This window comes from Mucilaginibacter sp. AK015 (genome assembly GCF_014200785.1).
In the GTDB taxonomy this organism is placed as follows: Bacteria; Bacteroidota; Bacteroidia; order Sphingobacteriales; family Sphingobacteriaceae; genus Mucilaginibacter.
The window spans coordinates 324,276-344,675 of record NZ_JACHCV010000002.1; the positions used below are offsets into that span (position 1 = coordinate 324,276).

Sequence of the window (20,400 nt, forward strand, 5' to 3'; positions counted from 1 at the left end):
ATTGACAGCTACCGGCTGTAATATTTTCACTTTCTGTGCAAATTTTTCAGTCGGTCCTACATCTTTTTGCTTTGGCATCGAGGTTGATACCTTTAACATGAGTTTAATTATTTATTAGTTTAATCATTAAAATTATTTAAGGAGGACAACCGATGACACTGGTTAAATTTAATTCCGACAAAAGAAGCAATGGTTCGTTAATGCCCGGCTTTAACGATGTTTTTGACTCGATCTTCAACGACACATTTTTTAGCGACCGCATGGTAGCCCGTGTACCGGCTGCTAACATCAGCGAAACCGAAGATCATTTTCATGTGGAACTGGCAGCGCCAGGCTTAAAAAAAGAGGATTTTAAAATAAACCTTGACCGCAATGTGCTGAACATTTCGGTGGAAACCCAAAATGAAAACAACAATACGCAAAAGAATTACAGCAAACGCGAGTACAGCTATAGTTCGTTCGTGCGTTCGTTCACACTGCCCGAAACCGCTGATTACGAGAACATCGAAGCTGGCTACAGCGATGGCATATTAAAGATAGACATTGCCAAACGCGAAGAGGCTAAAGCGGTGCGCAGGCAAATAGAGATAAAATAAGTTTTAGTGTAGCAGCTAATAAGGAGGCCCCCGTATAGAGGGCCTTTCTTATTTCCCTGTTAATTTTTTCAAAACCAGCGGCGCTATTATTTCCCGGGCGCCGTTTTCATCAGGGTGTATCCCGTCGGGTACGTATTTAAGATATTCGGCCGTGCCCCGGTCTAATATTTTCTTCCAGTTGTTGTAATGATCAATTAACAACAGCCCCCTTTGTTTAGCAACCTGCCGGTACATATTGTAATATTGCAGCAGGTGTGGCCGCTGCTGCGCATGTACCTTTATGGGGATGTTCATTACCTGCAATATCACTTCGCATTTGGGGTTAAATAATTTTATCCGGTCTATCATATAATTCAGGTTTAGCCTGGCCAATGCCACGCTGGTTTTATAATCCAGAAATGCATCGTTCATGCTGAATTCCATCAAAACCGCATCTGGTTTTTTGCTTATTACGCTATCTTCCAGGTGCTGCACGCCCCAGGTAGACCACATGGCGCTCCTGGCCGTGTTATAAACCGTTAAATTCTGTTGATATTTATTGTTAATGGCGTCGCTTACCGCTTTAACCCAGGCCTGCCCCCCCTCTGCGGCCGATAAACTTGTGCCATATACCACCAGCGTTTGCTTTTTGCCGGCGGCAAGGTTTTTTATCAAATGGGTTTGAGCCAGCGAAATTGAAGGCAGCAGTAATGCAATAAACGCCGCCCCAATAACTGTTTTGGTTAAGAAATACCTCATATATTATTTTTTTTATTATTTAGTTACGCTTACTGAACCGTAAGGCGCTATGCTGATTAATTTTTTAGATCCGTCCTTCCACCGCACGTTTACCTTTTGCGGCTTGTCAGAAACCGACCGTAGCTTCACCTCGGGATGTTTACTGTCACCCTTTTTCTGGTAAGATAACAACATTATCTCCGGGTTATCAATCGTAACCAAAGCATTCACCTTGGTTTTGCCGGTGGTTTCTACCGCGATAAGCGGCCTGTTAAACTCCACCCCGAAATGATTGGCTGTAACCGCGTCATAAGCTCCGTGCAACAGTATCCCGTACCGGCTTTTTATTATACCACCTTGCTCCAGTGCGAAGTTAGTATCCCAATGGTTGTTCAGCATCCACGATATGATAGTTTGGGGTTTGGAGATATGCTTTTCCCACAGGTCGCCTTGTCTTGCACCGTCTAAAATATTCCCGGTTATCGACCCAAACTCCACAATGGGCGATTCTTCCGACGTCCATGTTACGCCGGAGCTTTGATTTGAAACATCTATCCACCGTTGAAAAGCCAGCCAGTTTTTGTTGGTCCCTTTTAGCTGGTCCCGCTCGGGCTGCATAACCCCCAGGGGGATATCCATATGGGTAACCCCCTCCGGCACATTAAAACCAAACCCAAAATGTATACCCTCTTTTTGACGGGTTGAGATTTTATCAACAGTATTAATTATCTCTACAAAAGGCTGGTCTTTATAGAGCCGTATCTCGCGGTTCAATCCCTTGCAGCCTTCCGCATCAGCCTGTACGCTTACCGAAACTAATAATGGCCCGATTTCCTTAATGCTGATCTTTGCATTAGTGGCATGAGTGGGGGCGGTAACCGTATCTTTACCGTTGCGCACGCCCTTTACATAATTATAGCTATTTAAATCAAAACCCGAAGCGGCGTTGACAAACTCCTTTTTATCCTTGAGCCTAAGCAGACTTATGATATTGCCTGTTTTTTTATCCAGCGTTATCTTTACCTGGTTATTGCTTAAAAAACCGATGCCGGCTTTAAGGCTCCGGTTGCCTTTGTATGTCCCCGGCACCACCTTATAAGCTTTTGACCCCAGAGCGGGCAACTTATCCGCGTAAAAGATCAATTCGCCCGTACTTAAACGCTGCGTAGGCATCTCTGTGCCTTTTTTATCCACCACGCGATTACCCGCACGGCTCAATTTGGCATCCAGTATAACTACTCCTCCACGAATCCACGACAGCGTGTTAAATACAGCGATATATCCGCCGTTGATCTTTTTTACATTTTTAAGGGCATCCGCGATGAGTGCATTGCTTTGTTTTTCGGCATTTTCGAAATAAGCAGCTTTGTTTGCCTCTACCTGTTTGGCAAGCGGGGCTTTAGGGTTTTGGTAACCCCAGGTGTGCTCTGCCGAAAGCAATAACTGTTCCCAGCAATCATTAAACCGGTTTACAGGGGCCGGGCGTTTATTACCATTCAGCATTGGCCACAACGTTTCAGCCTGAACCAGGTTTTCTTTTGCCTTGCGGCCCATACCTACCCTTAACGCGTCCGAGCCAAGCCCTTCCGTCCAAAATTCGGTTATATCGCCACTATACGTGGGTATAATGGCAGCATACTTTTCTTTATAAGCATTCAGGATATCCCTGCTCCCGGCTATAATTACCTTTGGGTAGGCGTATTTCTGATTCCATAACTTTACGGCTTCGGGCAGGTCCGCATCTATCAGGCAATTGTCCGCCATTGACCATGTCATGGCATAAATATCATACGGCGAACCTTCCCGTTCCAGCCTGTCGGTTTCATGGAAAATAAAGGGGTCGATAAAATTAGCGCTGGGGTTTTTGGTACTCACCCTGTCAATTGTATCAGAGTATGATTGCAATATTTTGAGCCCGTACTTACTGCCTTTAACGGTATAACCATAGCCGTAAGGGCTGCCCTGCAAAAAAAGTATCTTGCTTTTACCATCGGGTCCTAACCAGTAAAAGGGTTTGTGGTCCCACACTCGGCGCAAATCGAAATAATTAGGGAAATTGATAAAGCCATCAATGCCGCTTTGTTTGGCGGCTTGCACCAAGCCCCATGCCGCACCGGGCAGGTCCATCTGTACCATAGTATGTATAGGCACTTTTGTTTGCTGCTCTATTTTAAGTTTATTGCTAAACATCATTTGCAGTTCTTCGTCAGAGCAAGTGCTGGTATTGATGTTAGAGTGGCCGCCGTCTATCTGCAGCCAGCCTTTCCTCACCGCGTTGTTAAATTTTGCCTTTTGCTGTGGGGTTGCCTGCGCGAGATATTCATCTACCACCCAGGTGGCCTCGGTGTTCCATATAAAACGTGCGCCTTCAGGGTAATTCTGTGTTTTTTCTGCCAGATCGATACCTACATCGATATTACGTACATGCAGCTTCCTCACCGTTTCCTGCAGGTTAGTATAGCCTATATCTACATGGCTATGCGGATATATATAAACCGTCCACTGTTTTTTTACAGGTATGGCTACAGTGGCGCTATATTCTTTTCCACTACAATATACATTAACCTGCGCAGATGATGCCGCCTTAACACCAACGCCATCGGGAAGCAAAACGGCTGCCCCGTTTGTAGCAGTCTCAAACTGAAATTTTGATTCTTCAGCTTTGTCATCGCACTTTACTACTACTTTTACATCACCTTTTAATATCTTTTCTTTAAAATATAGGATTATCTCACGCCCTGGTTTACCGTCGTTCCTGTATTTGTAATAAGGCTGTACGTAAACGGTCAAATTTGCCTCTGAAGGACCTTTCCTAATGTCTGTCGTGATACCCACAGCATTAACTTTCAAACTAAGCAATCCAATCACCAGCAAAAAAAACAAAAATCCTACAAGCGAGCGGTTAACGCTGCAGCGGGGGGCAGACCTGTAAATCATAAAAGATAAAAATTTATAATGTATGTATGTACAAACATATTAATTTTTTTTTATGTTTGTCAAAGAGATTGCTCCTTTTGAGGGGTTGATTAAGTTGGTTTATTAGTAAGCCCTTGGTTACTGGGGCTTACTTTTAATTTCATCGGTATCTTGCACCAAATTATAACACCTTTAATACACAAAATGAAAAAAAGATTTTTACTGCTTTGCCAGCTTACCATCGGTTTTGTAGCGTATTCATATGCGCAACAAACACAGAAAGCCATTTGGAATGTTGGTAAGACTGATAACTCAGGATCTGAATTTGCGCTTGCGCCAAACGGTTTTAAAAAATTTGTAGGGCAGGACTTTGGCTACGAAGACAAGTTTTATTTAGTAGGCTATTCTAAGGAGAAAAAAGACTTTCCATACGTGCTTCCGGGCCCGGTTGATACATGGGGAGGTACCTGGCCTACTGCCGGCTGGCGTACAAACCAGGTAAACATATTATTTGGTTTAGAAAACGTGCCTGCGAAAGGCGATTATAAATTGGTGATCAGGCTGGCAGATTATGCAAAGCACTTTTTACCAGTGCTTAAGATCAGCATAAACAACCAGGACGAAAGGATACAACTCTCCGCCGCCGGATATGATGTGAATAAGCAGCGCAGCCCCAGGCTGGATGAAAAACTGGTTGATACGGCATCGCTTACTGGCAACCTGGCCGCTGCTACACCAAAAACTATTGAAATACCTATTAACCCAGGCATCATTAAAAAGGGCGGCAACAATGTTACCATTACAGTTGTAGAAGGTTCGTGGATAATGTTCGATAAACTAAGCCTGGAGGGTCCCGCGCAGGCGCGTGTAAAAACTCCCGGCCAGATGTATATCGGCACTGTAAAGCCGGCCCAATATCAATTGATATCAAATGGCAAACCGGTGCAGCCATTGCTGATAAATGCTACACATTTAAAGGGTGCGCCCAGGATCAGTGTAAAATTAGATGGCCGTACCATTTTTAACGACGTTGTAGAAAAGGGCGATTATGAGTTTGAAGCGTTAATGCCCGCGGTTACTACCGCAAAACAGAGCCGCTACAGCATTTTAGAAAATGGTAAGATCATGCAAATCGGCGTGGTAAACCGCTCTAAACAAAAAATACAGACACTCGCAAACTACGTTGATACGCGCATGGGCACCGCTCACTCGCGTTGGATGATAGCGCCCGGCCCCTGGATGCCTTTCAGCATGGTAAAAATGAGCCCCGATAACCAAAACGCAGGCTGGCAGGCGGGCTATCAGCCTACTTACGAAAGCGTTGGCACATTTAGCCATATACATGAGTGGACCATGGCCGGCCTGGGCATTTTTGCCAGCAACGGCAAATTAAAGACCACTATGGGCGACGAACAGAAACCAAACTCGGGCTATCGTTCGCTTATTGACAAACGTTCTGAAGAGGCGCCGATAGGTTATTATAAGGTTGACTTAAAAAATTATGACATTAAGGCGGAAGTTACCGCTACAACGCGATGTGGCTTTGAACGCTTCACCTTCCCGGCAAACAGGGATAGCGCGCGTATACTGGTAGACCTGCACGTGCCCGCCGAATACAATTACCAGTTGAAAGAAATAAAACTGAAAAAGGTAAGCGATTATCGGATAGAAGGATCGGCACACCAGGTTTCGCCGGGGGTTTGGAGCAACGATGCCGAGCAGGATTATACGCTGCACTTTGTTGTTGAATTTGATAAGCCTATCAAAAATATGGGCGGCTGGGTAAACAAAACAGTAAAATACAGTAACGAATTTGAGGCCAACGGCGCTAAAGAAGCCGGTTTGTTCCTGGAGTTTGATGCCAAACAAACCCCGGTAGTGCAGGTTAGGTCGAGCATATCGCTGGTAAGCGTTGATAATGCGCGGCAAAATTTAAAAACGGAGGTAACAGATCGGTTTGGATGGAACTTTGATGCGGTAAGACAAAACCAGGTTAACACCTGGAACGACATTTTTGACCGGGTTAAAATTACAACTACGAACAGGTTGGAGAAAGTGCGCTTTTATAACTCGATGTACAGATCTATCTGCAGCCGCAACACCTGGAGCGATGTTAACGGCGAATGGCATGGCACCGACGGAAAGATACAAAAGCTAAAGAACAAAGAAGATGTAGCCTTAGGCTGTGACGCGTTTTGGAACACTTTCTGGAACCTTAACCAGATGTGGAATCTGGTTACGCCCGAATGGAGTAACCGTTGGGTTAACTCGCAATTGGCCATGTACGACGCTTACGGCTGGCTGGCAAAAGGCCCCGCCGCCATGAACTACATCCCGGTGATGGTTGGCGAACACGAGATACCGCAAATGATATCGGCCTATCAAATGGGGATACGGAACTTTGATGCCAATAAAGTGCTTGATGCCGCTGTAAAAATGCAAACCACCCCGGCGCAGAAAGTATATACCGGCTTTGCCGGTAACCGCGACCTGGTTGAATACATGAAGCATAAATACGTACCGTCTGACAGTGGCCGTTTTTCGAACACAATGGAGTATTCTTTTGACGACTGGACGGTTGGGCAGTTAGCAAAGTCGTTAGGCGAAACTGATATCTACAACAAATTTAACGACCGTGGCTACTGGTGGCAAAACGCTATTGATACCGCAGGCTACTGCCACATGAAACTGGCAAATGGCGAATGGGTGAAAAATTTCGACCCTTTCCGTAGCGGGGCTAACGAGGAATATGTTGAGGGCAATGCCTGGCAGCTTACCTTTTTCGTTCCGCAGAATGTTCCGGCCTTGATCAGTAAGATCGGCAAAAAGAAATTTATCGATCGCCTGGAGTGGGGCTTTAAAGAAAGTGAGCCGTGGCGTTATAACGGCATGAACGACCAGTACTGGGATTACCCGGTAGTGCAGGGCAACCAGCAGTCTATGCATTTCGCATTTTTGTTTAACTGGGCAGGTAAACCGTGGTCTACCCAAAAATGGAGCCGTTCAATCATCGATCGTTTTTATGGTTATGGTGTTGCCAATGCCTATTTAGGCGATGAAGATCAGGGACAAATGAGCGCCTGGCTGATCATGGCTTCAATAGGCCTTTTCCAAACTGACGGCGGAACCAGCGCAAAACCGGTTTACGAAATAGGCAGCCCGCTTTATCAAAAAATAGAGATAGACCTGGGACAGAAATTTGGCCGCGGCAAAAAGTTTACCATCGTAGCTAATGGGGCATCGCGTAATAATATGTACGTGCAATCGGCAACATTAAACGGGCGTAAATTAAATTCATTTAACTTCCCCGCTTCCGAGTTGTTAAAAGGGGGTTCGCTGGTACTAACCATGGGGCCAAAGCCTAACGAAAACTGGGGGCTCTTGAACGCAAAGTAATATAGCGCAAGATGCAAAGCCTGCAATAATATTGCAGGCTTTGCTTTTTAAAACGGCCGCTATTAAACAGCAGATGATTTACCACCCTAACCAAATTAGTATGTTTAAATATTTAAGTTTATGCTTATTATGCATCAGTTATGCCGGATATGGTCAAAGCAAGGCATCGCACCTAAAGCATACCGCTTCAAAAGCAAATTACACTAAAACGCAGCCAGCTCCCTTTGATTGCGACGTAAAAGCTGTGTATCGTCATCGTCCCGACGGAAAGCCCGGCAGGGAAATAATGTTAAATTTCAAAAGCAGGTTTGCAGGCAAAGGAACCATAACAGTAAATTGTATTGGGCAAAAAGAAATCACAACCATACAAGCAGGCAAAGGGCTGGATAGCCTCGCGGTTTTGCTGCCCGATAACGCGGGCGTAGATAACGCATGCCAAGCCACCATAACATTACGTGCGGCCGGTAAAACGTATGCCAAAACGATTGATGTACCTGCAAAACGGCACTGGACGGTTTACATTTACCCACACAGCCATGTGGATATCGGCTATACCAATACCCAGGCTAATATAGAAGTTATCCATAAACGAAACCTGGTTAACGCTATAAAGCTTGGTAAGCAAACAGCTAATTATCCTGAAGATGCCCGGTTTAAATGGAACCCCGAGGTGTTATGGCCGGTAGAACGCTACCTTAAAACAGCCGGCGCAAAGGAGAAGCAGTACCTGATAGAAGGCATACAAAAAGGTTACTTACAGCTTGATGCCGGATATGTTAACATGAACACCAGCGCTTCGGCAGATGAAGAGTTGCTGCAATACTTTAGCTACGCCAAAAAGATAGAAAAGCTTACCGGCAAAAAAATAGAGACCCTGGTGCAGACAGATGTGCCTGGCATGTCGTGGGGTGTTGTGCCGGCCGCCGCGAAGTTTGGTATAAAGTATTGCTTCGCCTTAAACAATGGCTGGGGCAGGGTTGGTCATTCAACGGACCTTAGCTTTAAACCGTTTTGGTGGGTTGGCCCTGACGGGAAATCAAAGATATTGTTTTTACAGCCGGGCAGTTACAGGCCGGGAGCCGAAGCAAAGGGTCACGATTACTGGCCGCTGATGTCTGGCCAGACCGATACTTCCAAATTATTGAAGATCATTAAAACCGATCATCCGCGTAAAAACTTCGTAGATACTTATCTTGCCAAAGCACTCCCCGAGTTGGAAGCATCGGGCACCTACCCCTATGATATTTTTGCGATGTCGTGGGCAATGGCCGACAATACCCCTATTGATGCCGACCTCCCTGATGCAGTAAAAAGCTGGAACGAAGACTACGCCTACCCACACCTGGTAATAGCAAGCGCCACGCAGGTGATGCAAACCTTTGAAAAGAAATATGGCGACCAGTTGCCTGTTATGAAGGGTGATTTTACTGAGTACTGGACCGACGGGCTTGGCAGCGCTGCCAAACAAACCAGCATGAACAGCTCATCGAAAGAACGCCTGATACAAGCCAAGACTTTATGGGATATGCTGCATCCGGGTGCGCCTGCGCCGCAACAAAAATTTGACGAGGCATGGCGAAACGTGATCATGGCCGACGAACACACCTGGTGCTTTATCGACCCTTCAAAACAGCCTATCACAAATAACATCCTAAAAACCAAGTTCGGTTTCTTCCAAAACGCACATGACATGAGCGCCGATTTGATAGACTCGGCCTTAGCTCCGGTAAATAAAGGTGGTAGCAAGGTTATCGGTGTATTTAACACGCTTGTGTGGCCGCGGGGCGGATTGGTTTACGTACCGGCCGAACAAAGTAAGGGATATGGCAAGGTTGTTGACGAGCATGGAAAACCGGTTATCAGTCAGCGCCTTTCAACCGGCAACCTGGTGTTTTACAGTTCGGATGTCCCGGCCTTAAGCTCTAAAAGATATACCCTTAAAAAGGGCGAGCCAAAACCCTCAAACGCCCTGGTACACGGTAATAACCTTGATAATGGCCTGTTACAAGCCGTAATTAATACACAAACAGGTGATATTTCCAGTTTGAAAAAAGAAGGCTATGAATTTGTAGACACCAAACACTCGCTCAACAGCTACCGCTACCTGCATGCCGATGATGATGCATCCAAAGCAACCGGAACATCTGATGTAAAAATAACTATTAAAGAAAACGGCCCGCTTGTGGCTACCCTGCAGGTAATATCGAAAGTTGAAGGCTGCAACAGCCTGACGCGCGAGGTTACCCTTGTTGCCGGCTCGCCATCATTGGAAATTACCAATTACATCGATAAGCAACCCATTACAAAAAAAGAAGGTGTACATTTTGGTTTTGCGTTTAACATCCCCAACCCTGAAACGCGTGTAGATATACCATTTGGTATCTTGGCACTTGAAAAAGATCAGTTGCCGGGAGCAAACCGTAACTGGATAACCTTTCAGCGCTGGCTTGATATTTCGAACAACGAAAGGGGTGTAACATGGTGCTCGTTAGATGCGCCGGTTTTTGAAGACGGGGGAATAACCGCCAATATCATCGGCAGCGGCGCAAACTCACCCAAATGGATAACAAAGCTCCAGCCAAACGCTACCATATACTCGTGGGTGATGAATAACCATTGGCATACCAATTTCCCACTGAGCCAGGAAGGAATGGTTAAATTCAGGTACAGACTGTTACCCCATAATAATAAATATGATGCCGCAGCAGCCAATCGTTATGGAACGGAGCAGGCACAGCCCCTTATTGCAAGCCCGGTTAATGTTGATCACCAGCAGTAACCGCTATCGCTATAAACAAAAAGAGGCCGCTTGCAATAAGCGGCCTCTTTTTTTACGTTTTATTTATTGTACCGATGGCGGCGGTACCTTAGTGCCCCAGGCCTTGTTCGGCTTATTCCCCATAACAAAGGTTAATGTGCCACCCTGCATCAGGTCATCGCGATACAGCCAGCAATTGTTTAACATTTTACCGTTAAACGTGGCAGATTGTACATAATAATTTTGCTTTGAGTTGTTTTTAGCCACAATAACAAGCTTTTTACCGTTGCCTAATTTAACCGAAGCCTTGCTGAACATAGGGCTGCCTAATTCAACAATAGGTTTGGCATCGGTAAACCCTTTTACATCAAATAAGCCAAGCGCACTCATTACATACCACGAGCCCAGCTGGCCCTGATCTTCATCCTGGCCATATCCATAACCGTGAATGGGTTCTGTGCCGTAAAACTCGTCACAGATGCGCCTTGTCCATTTTTGGGTAAGCCACGGGTTGCCCGAAAAATTAAAAAGCCAGCTGGTATGAAGGTTAGGCTGATTGCCATGATTGTAAATAGCGGTTATACCGGCAAACGCGTCTATAGTTTTACCACCCCCAAAGGCGTCTTTTTCAGATTTCTCGAAGATGTTGTTCAGGTTTTTGTTAAAGTAGTCTTTACCCAGCGCGTTTATTAACGCTGCAGGGTTCTGCGGCACATAAAAAGTGTACTGTACAGCGTTACCTTCCTGGAAACCGCGCCATGGCTCAAGCGGGTTAAATTTATCAATAAAGCTACCGTCGGCGCGCTTTGGCTGTATCAGCTTATTGGTTGGGTTGTAAAGGTGTTTCCATCCGTTTGAGTAGCTGATGAACTTTTTATAATCGTCCAACTTGCCCAATTTTTTTGCCATTTGCGCCGCCGCGAAAGCGCTAAAACTATACTCGAGCGTGTGCGAGGCCGAAAAATAGGCCCCTGTAGAGTCTGTTTTGTTTTCATCAATAAATGGCGAGTAACCGTGTTCTAAAAAGGCTTTGGTATCCATTTTACCGGCGCCAACATCGCGGTTTTTCCAACCCAGTTCATTGTTTTTTACTGCCTCATATGCAAGGTTTATATCGTAATCGCGTATGCCGGCCTGGTAAGCAGCCGCAATGGCTAGCCCAACAAAGTTAGTCCCCACGCCTGATTCATATTCACTGTTGGCAATACCGTCGCCAAACCAGCCGCGGTCTTGATATAACTGCAGCTGTGTGTGCACAAAATCGCTGTAGCTTTCGGGGTAAGATAACGACCATAATTGCGTAAGGTTCCAGAAAGCGCCCCAAATGGCATCGGTATTTATAAAATTACGTTTCGGTTTACCCTGGGCGTAATCCATTTGGCCAATATGGCCCCCATGTGTAGGGTATGCTCCATTTACATCGCTGGCAGTGCCCCGGCCCAATAAAGCGTGGAACAGACCTGTGTAAAACTTCTTTTTATCCGCCTCGTTTTTACCTTCTACATAAAGTTTTCCGAGCTGTTGGCGCCAGGTGGTTTGGGCTGCAAGCTTAGCCAGGTTAAACGAAAGGCCTTTAGCTTCGGCCGCCAGGTTTTCTTTTGCATTGTTTACTGACGTGTAAGAAAGTCCAACTTTCAACTCTATAGCCTCGTTTTTGCTTGTTTTATAATTGAGGAACAGGCCGGCGCCTTTACCCTTGGCCGAAGTAGTGTTTTGGTTGATCCCCTTTGCTGTAAACGCCCCCACGCTGCCAGGCTTTTTACTTATCTCGCCGTAAAAAAACATGGCTACCTTACCTTCCGGGTCGTATATCTTCAGGTATTTTGGATAAGTAATAACAAAGCCTTCAAAATGAGTATCATCTACCATGTGAATTTCGGCATCTGTTACCGCGCCGCTTTCACCCTGCACATTGCCAATATCCAATATAATATGCGATTCGTCGTTCTGCGGGAAGGTGTATCGGTGAAAACCTACGCGTTTGGTGGCGGTTAGCTCAGCGGTGATGTTATAATCATCCAGCAAAACCTTGTAATAGCCTGGTTGCGCAACTTCGTTCTTGCGGTTAAAGTTTGAGCGATAGCCGCTGCCTGCGGTATCTAATGCGCCCGGCTTTACTTTTAAAGGCCCTGTAGTTGGCATAAAGCTAACGCCCCCAACCTGCCACTCGTGAAAATGCACAAAGCCTTCAATCGAGTTTTGGCGGGTATCGTACCCAACCGCCTGCCAGCCCGTGGCATTGCCATAATGTCCGTTTGTGGATGGCGCCAGCTTAGCCATGCCGCCCGGCACAGCAGCGGGGGTATAAAAAAACCACCGGCTATGCGCCGTCCCGATATTAGGATCCACATATTTTAAAACATCCTGGGCCATTATGCTGCCAGGCAAAACAAACGCCGCGAGTAAAAAAGCAAATGATCTAATGTATCTCATCAAAGTAGTGTTAGTAGATGAACAGGATATCGGTATATCCAAAGTTAAAAAACCGGGAGGCCGCGGCCTCCCGGTTTGCAAATTACGGAACTGTTACAACTTTTGGTTCGTTGTAGTTATATCGTTTAAGGCCATAATCTGTTCTGGCCCCCACGCGCACGTAATAATCCCTTTTTGCCGGCAGCGCGCCGCCTTTGGTTTTAAGTGTAAGCGTAGTACCCACAATAGCGTTACCTGTTGCACCCGGATAAACCGTTTGCAAACTGTAATTGGTATCATAGTTATTGTTACCTATGTATTTGGTGTTATTAACATACAAGAAAACATCCGTTATATTTTGCTGAAAAGCAGGGTTTGTTGTTCCGCGGGTAATTTTCACCTGTGCGGTTATACTGCCATCAGCAGCCACAACAGGGTCTCCCACCCATTCAATGTTCAAAAATGGCTCTACTTTAAAGTTCACTGTTGTAGTACCGCCTTTAACTTCAACGTTTTGGCTTTGGTCAACCGTAGTATGTCCCGAAGCGTCGGTTTGCACCAGGGGTACAAATGCACCTTCGGCGCTTATGTTATAAGTAGCGGCAAAAACCTTGGTATTGTTAAAGGTGCCATCCTGCATGGTGGCCAGGTAAAGCGGCGTTGGATTGCTGCTCCAACTGGTTTCCAGCAGCTTTATGCGCGTACCGTTACCGTTATCTCCCGATACCTCGCTCTGAACGTTTTTTCCGGTGGCAACATCAGTAATGGTGCCCTTTAAAGTTTCTGTTGGGGCGGGGTAATTATCAATTTTTTTGCACGAGGCGGTGATAACGGCCAGCCCTAATGCTATGTGATATATTTTACTTTTCATATTGTTAAAATTAATAGCCTGGATTTTGAACTAAGTTTGTACTCCGGCCAATTACAGCCGGCGGTATTTGCTCGTAATACCATTTGGTATCAAAAGTGTAGCGGCTGTTCCTTTCGTCAAAGCGGGGGTCAAAGAAGTATTTATTGGCATCGGCGACATAAAACGGCATTAATATCCTGTAAATGGTATTGTTTTGCTCTTTATCAATTATGCGCCACCTTCTAAGGTCAAACCATGTTTTGTTTTCAAATGCAAGCTCTTTTCTGCGCTCCATTCTAATATCATCTATGTTTGTGATAGATGGCAGCAAACTTGCGCCGGCCCTTTCGCGTATAGCGTTGATATCGGTTAAGGCATCCTGCTGGTAATTCCCACCCTGCCCCAGGCTATACAATTCGTAGGCGGCTTCCGCACGATTTAATAATACCTCGGCGTAACGCAGTTCTATCCAGGCCTGCTCAGAACGATTTGTCTGCACCTCAGAAGTTGGCTTATCAGGCACTAAATACTTCCTGATAGAAAAGCCTGAAATGTTACCTGCCTGCCCGCTGTAGTTTGTAAAAATACCGCTAAGACCTGCCGGGTTCATTTTTGAACCATCGGGTAACTCATAAGCTGTTTGAACTGCAGTTGCAGACCCTACAAATTTACCAGATGGGTAAGGTGAAGTTGATCCAAACGGAACAAGCTTATCAATACCGCCTGCAGAATTTTGGGTATAAATACCACGCCGTATCTCGATATTTTGATTTTTGAACAGATCGCCCGGGAAAATAACGGTTGCTCGTAAGCGCGGCTCGGCATTTGTAAAAAGGTCAAGCGGGCGATCGTATAAAATATATTGACCGTTTGCATCAACCGTTTTAATGGTACCATCGGCGTTTTTAGGCAGCCCTTCAAACATCTCTACAAAATCAAGTGTAGGGCAGGTTTCTGACGAAACGCCACCGGTTAATTGATAAGGCACGTTGTTGGCGTCGTACCAATGGGCAGCGTCGGGATATTTATACTGCCTCACAAATATATTTTCGCTGCTGTTGGCATCCAAAAATAAGTTTACGAAGTTTTGGTACTGGGCATCCTTATTGCCTGGTATCCAATTGTTTTTATAAAGGCTGTATTTACCCTGAACCAACATAGCAGCATCATAACTGGCTTTAAAGTAATCGGCCGCTTTGCTTGCCGGTATACCGCACAAACGTTCGGAACCCGCTACCAATGTAATATTGTTGTATTTTGCTATACTGCCGGCAAACAGCATTGCGCGCGATTTAAATGCTGCGGCCGCGTATTTGTTTGCCCTGCCTTTCTGGTTGCTTTCGGGCAGGTTGGCATACGCAAAGTCAAAATCAGCAGCTATAAAATCATACACAGCTTCTTCAGAAGAGCGGGGCACTTTAAGCTCTTCAATGCTTTGTGTGATATCATCAATATTTGCCCCTGGTTTGGTGAGTACCTTATCTATAATTGGCACACCACCGTAACGTTTTACCAAGGCAAAGTAGGTAGCAGCCCGTATAAAGCGTGCTTCGCCTAACCAGCCGTTAACTTCTGCGGTTGTGAAGTTGCTTGCATAATCTGGCAAGGTTTCCATAAAGTAATTACACTCCCTGATCAACAGGTAAGCATCGGCCCAATAACCAAAGGTTTCGGTACTGTTTTGCTGATCGCGGCTGATAGCTTCGCCTGTAATAGCGCTTGGGGAGCCATAGAAATAGGCTTTAAAGCCTGTATTAGGCCCCCATTTAAAATCCTCGATAGGGAGTTCGCTGTAAATACGCGCCATGTAGGATGTGATGCCATTTGAGGTTGTGAAAACGTCAGGATCCTGAACCACGTTCATCGGGGGCACATCAAGGTTTTTCTTACATGCAGGTGCAAGCCCGGCAAGGGTAAGAAGCAGAAATATATAAAACTTTCTTTTCATGATTTTAGATTTTAAAATTTGACATTAACGCCAAACTGGTATATTTTATCAAGCGGATATATGTAACCGTACTGGCTATCGATAGCTGAAGTTGCCGACGGGTGTTCAGGATCCATATATTGCAGGCCCGTTATTGTTAATAAGTTGTAACCGTTAGCAAACACTCTTAAGCCTTTGATCCCCAAGGTTGATACCCATTTTTTTGGTAATGTGTAACCAATTTCGGCGCTCTTAAGCCTTACGTAAGAAGCATCCTGAAGATTTGCCAGGGTATTAGTGTAAGGCACTGTACCGGTGTAGGCAAAGTGACCAGGGATCCATACCGTGTTTGGGTCGTAAGGGTTAGCGTTAGGATCTGCAGGGTGATACCTGTCCAAGAACTGAGACAGGGCGCCGCCGCCGGCCCATAGTGGCGTATTCAATTGCTCTAAATAGCTGGCGTTTACCTGTGCAGCACCCTGTAGCTGTAAGTTAACATCAAAGTTTTTATATGATGCGCCCAGGCTTAGCCCAAAGGTAATTAGTGGTAAACCGGTGGTTGCTATCGGATGGCTGTCGTCAGAACCTACCTGTCCGTCGCCGTTCCAGTCCTGGTAACGGTAATCGCCTACAACTGTACCTTTATTAACATATATTGCGCTGTTTTTCAGTGCATCATATGATTCAAACTGGCCGTTGGCGCCATATCCCCAATAGATATTATTGTAACGGTTTGTTGTATTGTTACTGTTTAACCAGTTAAGATAAGAGTTGCCTGCCATTGCCTGAACCCTTACTGTATTCATGGTTCTTGTCATACCAAAAACACCCCGAACATTGTAGCCAAACTGGCCAATATGGTTGCGGTGCGATACTTCAAAATCAAAACCCTGCGTACGGTCGCCGTTAAGGTTTTGTTGTGGTAAGGCTGCGCCAACAACATCGGGCAAGGTTAACAATTGTGTAGCCAATAGGCCAGCCCTATCCCTTTTATAGTAATCAAATGTAACGCCTAACAACCCGTTCCATGCTTCCAGGTCGAAACCGATATCGAGTGTTTTTGCAGTGTACCATGTAATATAAGGATTTGGGATACCCTTGCTTTGTACACCGTTTATAAATGTTCCATCAAAAACAGATCCTTTTGGCTGCCCTGTAGACGATCCGCTTGCCGGGTAGGTGTACCCGGTAATAAACTGGTAGCTTGATGCGGAGTCGTCACCGGTTTTCCCATACGAAGCTCTGAATTTTAAGTTGTTAACAAATGAGAGCCCTGAAGCATTTTTCCAGAAGCCTTCCTCAGAAATGCGCCATCCTAACGATGCGGCAGGGAAAAGCCCCCATTGTTGACCGGCACCAAACTTAGATGAGCCATCGTACCTGAACCTGAAATCGGCCAGGTACTTTGATTTGTAATCGTAAGTAAATGTACCTACAAGCCCGGCGTTGGAGTACTTATACAGTACGTTGCTTGCCATGCTGCCTTGCTGATTAAGGCTGTTACCCGCAAGCAATTGATCAACCGGTATAGACAGTTCACGCTGGGCGTAAAAGTTATCGGCCAAACGGTCGCTGGTTTCATAAAGTACCAAGGCGTTTACGTGATGGGTATCCTTGCCAAAGGTATGGTTGTAATTAAGCGAGAACTGCGAAAGCGTGGTAGGATAATCGTAAAACTCGCGCCTTATAGTGCTTGGCGATTGTTGAGGGGTGGGTTTGTAAAAATCTTTGGCCGCATCGTAGTTGTATAAATTAAATGATTTCATGAACTTTTTATTGTCCGACATATTGTAATCATAGCTATACAATCCCTTTATGCTCAACCCCTGTATAAACGGAATATCGTACGTTACACTGGCCGAGGATTGAAACCATTTGTTATTTAACGTTTGATAACCGTTCACATCGGCGTCTGTCAGCGCCAGCGGGTTTACCACGTTTGCTACATTGCTCAGGTAAGATTTATTGTCGTTGGCGTAAACCGATGTTGTAGGCGGCACATACCACAAACTTCTGAATGCCCAGTAGGGCGCATTATATGGCATGTTTTTCTGTTCCATTATGCCGTTCAGGTTCAAATCAAAGGTTAAGTTCTTTGATACCTTTGTGCTCAGGTTCGAGCGTACATTATACCTCCTGTAATTAAGATCGTTACTTTTTAAGATACCGTCCTGCCCGGTATAGCCAAGGCTTACAAAATAGGTTGTGTTTTCGCTGCCGCCGCTTGCGCTTAAATTATGCTGTGTTTGCGGCGCCGATGACTTCATTACAGCATCGTACCAGTTGGCGCTTTGTTTAGTGCCATTTAAATAAGGTTCAAATGCTTCCGGCTTATACGTTATGGTACCACCATTTACGTTGTGCATGCTTTTTTCGTTTACCAGTGTCATCCAATCAACGGCGCCAACCGTTTCGGGGAATTTTATAGGAACCTGCAGGCCATAATTTGCAGTGTAGTTCAACTCCAGGGCGCCTTTTTTACCTTTTTTTGTGGTAACCAGTATCACCCCATTGGCTGCGCGCACACCATAAATAGCTGCAGATGCATCCTTTAATACCGAAATACTTTCTATATCATTAGGGTCGATACGCATAATATCTGTTCTGGGTACGCCGTCTACTACCAACAGCGGATTGCCCATCCCCCTTATATCAAAGGAGTTGTTGAAGTCGCCGGGCTCGGCGCTGTTTTGTACTACGCGCAGGCCAGGTATCTTACCTGCAATTGAGTTTATAACATTCTCGTTTTTTGTTGTTACAATTTCAGAATTGGTAATAGTGGACACCGCTGTGGTAAGCGCGCCTTTTTTCTGCGTGCCGTAACCTACAACAACCACTTCATTTAAGTTTGAACTGCTTGTTATAAGTTTCACATTCAGTGGACCATCGCTGCCAATCACCACTTCTTTAGTGTTGTAGCCAATAAAGCTGAAAACAAGCGTTTGTCCCACTTTAGCATTAATAAAAAACTTACCATCTACATTGGTAATGGTACCGGTTGTAGTGCCTTTAAGGCTAACGCTTACCCCCGGCAGTGTGCCCTGTTCATCTGATACGGTACCCTGTATTTTGGCGACGTCCTGGCTAAACGCAGCAGTGTTTATGAACATACATACCAACAAAATAAGAGACGTAAAAAATGCTCTTTTGTAAATAGTGTGATCAAAATTAGTTTCCCATCCGAGGGATGATTGTGTTGACAAAACCCGCCTGCCCTTCTCAATGGCCTGCGGATTTTGCGCTACATCGCGAAGCAGGAGACCTCCTGTAACGCGGCGCATCATCAAAGCAAAGCTTATTGGCTTGTGCCCTGTTTTTCTGATGTTTTTTTGTAAAAAAAATCTCATAAATAATTGGTTGTTATATGGGTTATTGGTTAATTGATTACTGAATTTGGATATGGTTTTAGCTATTCTTTATTACGATAGGTGGTTTTCCAAAAGGCTTCTATCATCTCCAGCGATTTGCCTTTGGTTTCGGGTATCAGTTTCCATGTGATATATAATGCGGGCGAACAGCACAAGGCGAATACCCAAAACGTCCACGATGAACCTATTCCTTCGAGCAGTACAGGGGTTAGCTGCCCCACCAGGAAATTGCCGATCCATAAGGAAAGCGTAGCAAGGGCCATAGCTTTACCCCTTATGGCGTTGGGGAATATTTCGCCTATAACCACCCAGCACACGGGGCCGAAAGAAAAAGCAAAGCAGGCTATGAAAGCTAAAATGAAGATCAGTATCCATGGCCCCTGGGTAATGCCCAGCGCAAATAGGGCACCTATAATGATAAGTGATATCACAGCGCCCCCTATCCCGACAAATAACAAGGGTTTGCGGCCCCATTTATCAACCGTAAAAATGGCAACAAATGTAAATACCACGTTAACTATGCCTATGGTCACCTGGCCGCCAAGCGCGTTGTTCAGCGTAAAACCCGCTTGTTCCAATATCCTTGGGCCATAATAAATTACAGCGTTTATACCGCAAACCTGCGACAGGAATGGCAATAACAAACCTATCCATAACGCCCTGCGATAAACCGGTGTAAACAGTTCTTTCAACGAGCCCTCTCCCTCGTTATTGGATGTATTGAAATCTTCAAGCTCGCGCCTGGCTGATTCGGCTCCGTCTATTTTTATTAAAATATTTTTCGCTTTTTGCGTCTCGCCTTTTAATAACAGCCACCTTGGTGATTCGGGAACTAAAAACAACGACACCAGAAATATTGCAGCCGGCAAAGCGCCCATGCCCAGCATTGCACGCCAAACCTCAGCAGAAAATATCTTTTCCATACCTTGTCCGCTAAATGTATCGGCAGTATGGCCGGCAAGGTATGCGTTTGAAAAATAGGCGAGCACTATACCGATGGTCAACGCCAGCTGATATAACGATACCATCATGCCCCGGTATCGCGGCGGCGAAAACTCCGATATGTATAATGGCGAAACCATAGAAGCCACCCCTATACCTAAACCGCCCACAAGTCTCGAAATGATAAGTATGGTAAACGACCCCGAAAGCATACAGCCCAACGCTGACGCAAGGAAAAGTACTGCCGATAAAATAAGTACAATTTTACGCCCGTATTTATCGCTTAACTTACCTGATAAGCTCACGCCTATGATGCAACCTAATAAAGCGCAGCTTACAAACCAGCCCTCGTTAACGGCGTCAAGGCTAAAATCGTTTTTTACAAGGCTTACCGTACCAGAAATTACGGCGGTATCAAACCCAAACAAAAAGCCCCCAAGCGCAGCCACCAGGCATACCAGGTATAAATATGTGGTGCTCTTTTTTACTTCGGTATTTAATGCTATTTCGCTCATATC

General features: G+C 45.4%; 10 protein-coding genes. 3 read left to right on the plus strand and 7 right to left on the minus strand.

Annotation, left to right across the window (positions count from 1 at the left end):
• Window positions 1-152: 152 nt before the first annotated feature.
• Window positions 153-596, plus strand: coding sequence for an Hsp20/alpha crystallin family protein (locus HDC91_RS10625; RefSeq protein ID WP_162429464.1), 444 nt, complete (start codon window positions 153-155; stop codon window positions 594-596).
• A 48-nt stretch (window positions 597-644) separates the two neighbouring features.
• Here the strand turns inward: HDC91_RS10625 and HDC91_RS10630 are convergent, their stop codons facing one another.
• Together HDC91_RS10630 and HDC91_RS10635 are read right to left on the minus strand one after the other, a co-directional pair.
• Window positions 645-1,334: an SGNH/GDSL hydrolase family protein gene (locus tag HDC91_RS10630; RefSeq protein ID WP_183551828.1), complete on the minus strand. Its 690-nt coding sequence runs from the start codon at window positions 1,332-1,334 to the stop codon at window positions 645-647.
• A 15-nt stretch (window positions 1,335-1,349) separates the two neighbouring features.
• Window positions 1,350-4,250: a glycoside hydrolase family 38 C-terminal domain-containing protein gene (locus HDC91_RS10635; RefSeq protein ID WP_183551830.1), complete on the minus strand. Its 2,901-nt coding sequence runs from the start codon at window positions 4,248-4,250 to the stop codon at window positions 1,350-1,352.
• A 183-nt stretch (window positions 4,251-4,433) separates the two neighbouring features.
• On the opposite strand from HDC91_RS10635, the gene HDC91_RS10640 reads away from it, so the two are divergent.
• Window positions 4,434-7,625 carry a GH92 family glycosyl hydrolase gene (locus HDC91_RS10640; protein WP_183551833.1) on the plus strand — a complete coding sequence of 1,064 codons (3,192 nt, stop codon included), beginning with the start codon at window positions 4,434-4,436 and terminating at the stop codon, window positions 7,623-7,625.
• 100 nt (window positions 7,626-7,725) lie between these two features.
• Window positions 7,726-10,404 carry a glycoside hydrolase family 38 C-terminal domain-containing protein gene (locus HDC91_RS10645; RefSeq protein WP_183551836.1) on the plus strand — a complete coding sequence of 893 codons (2,679 nt, stop codon included), beginning with the start codon at window positions 7,726-7,728 and terminating at the stop codon, window positions 10,402-10,404.
• A 63-nt stretch (window positions 10,405-10,467) separates the two neighbouring features.
• Here HDC91_RS10645 and HDC91_RS10650 read toward each other — a convergent pair whose 3' ends face one another.
• The 5 genes from HDC91_RS10650 to HDC91_RS10670 form a co-directional block, all read right to left on the minus strand.
• Complete coding sequence (locus HDC91_RS10650) at window positions 10,468-12,816, minus strand: GH92 family glycosyl hydrolase (RefSeq protein WP_183551838.1); 2,349 nt, start codon at window positions 12,814-12,816, stop codon at window positions 10,468-10,470.
• A gap of 82 nt (window positions 12,817-12,898) precedes the next feature.
• On the minus strand, window positions 12,899-13,666 hold the full coding sequence (locus tag HDC91_RS10655) for a DUF3823 domain-containing protein (protein ID WP_183551841.1): 768 nt from the start codon (window positions 13,664-13,666) through the stop codon (window positions 12,899-12,901).
• Between the two features lie 10 nt (window positions 13,667-13,676).
• The gene (locus HDC91_RS10660) at window positions 13,677-15,593 is read right to left on the minus strand and encodes a RagB/SusD family nutrient uptake outer membrane protein (RefSeq protein WP_183551844.1); all 1,917 of its coding nucleotides are present in this window, start codon (window positions 15,591-15,593) and stop codon (window positions 13,677-13,679) included.
• 11 nt (window positions 15,594-15,604) lie between these two features.
• The gene (locus HDC91_RS10665) at window positions 15,605-18,919 is read right to left on the minus strand and encodes a TonB-dependent receptor (RefSeq protein ID WP_221262167.1); all 3,315 of its coding nucleotides are present in this window, start codon (window positions 18,917-18,919) and stop codon (window positions 15,605-15,607) included.
• A gap of 62 nt (window positions 18,920-18,981) precedes the next feature.
• On the minus strand, window positions 18,982-20,397 hold the full coding sequence (locus tag HDC91_RS10670) for a sugar porter family MFS transporter (protein WP_162429472.1): 1,416 nt from the start codon (window positions 20,395-20,397) through the stop codon (window positions 18,982-18,984).
• Window positions 20,398-20,400: the final 3 nt, after the last annotated feature.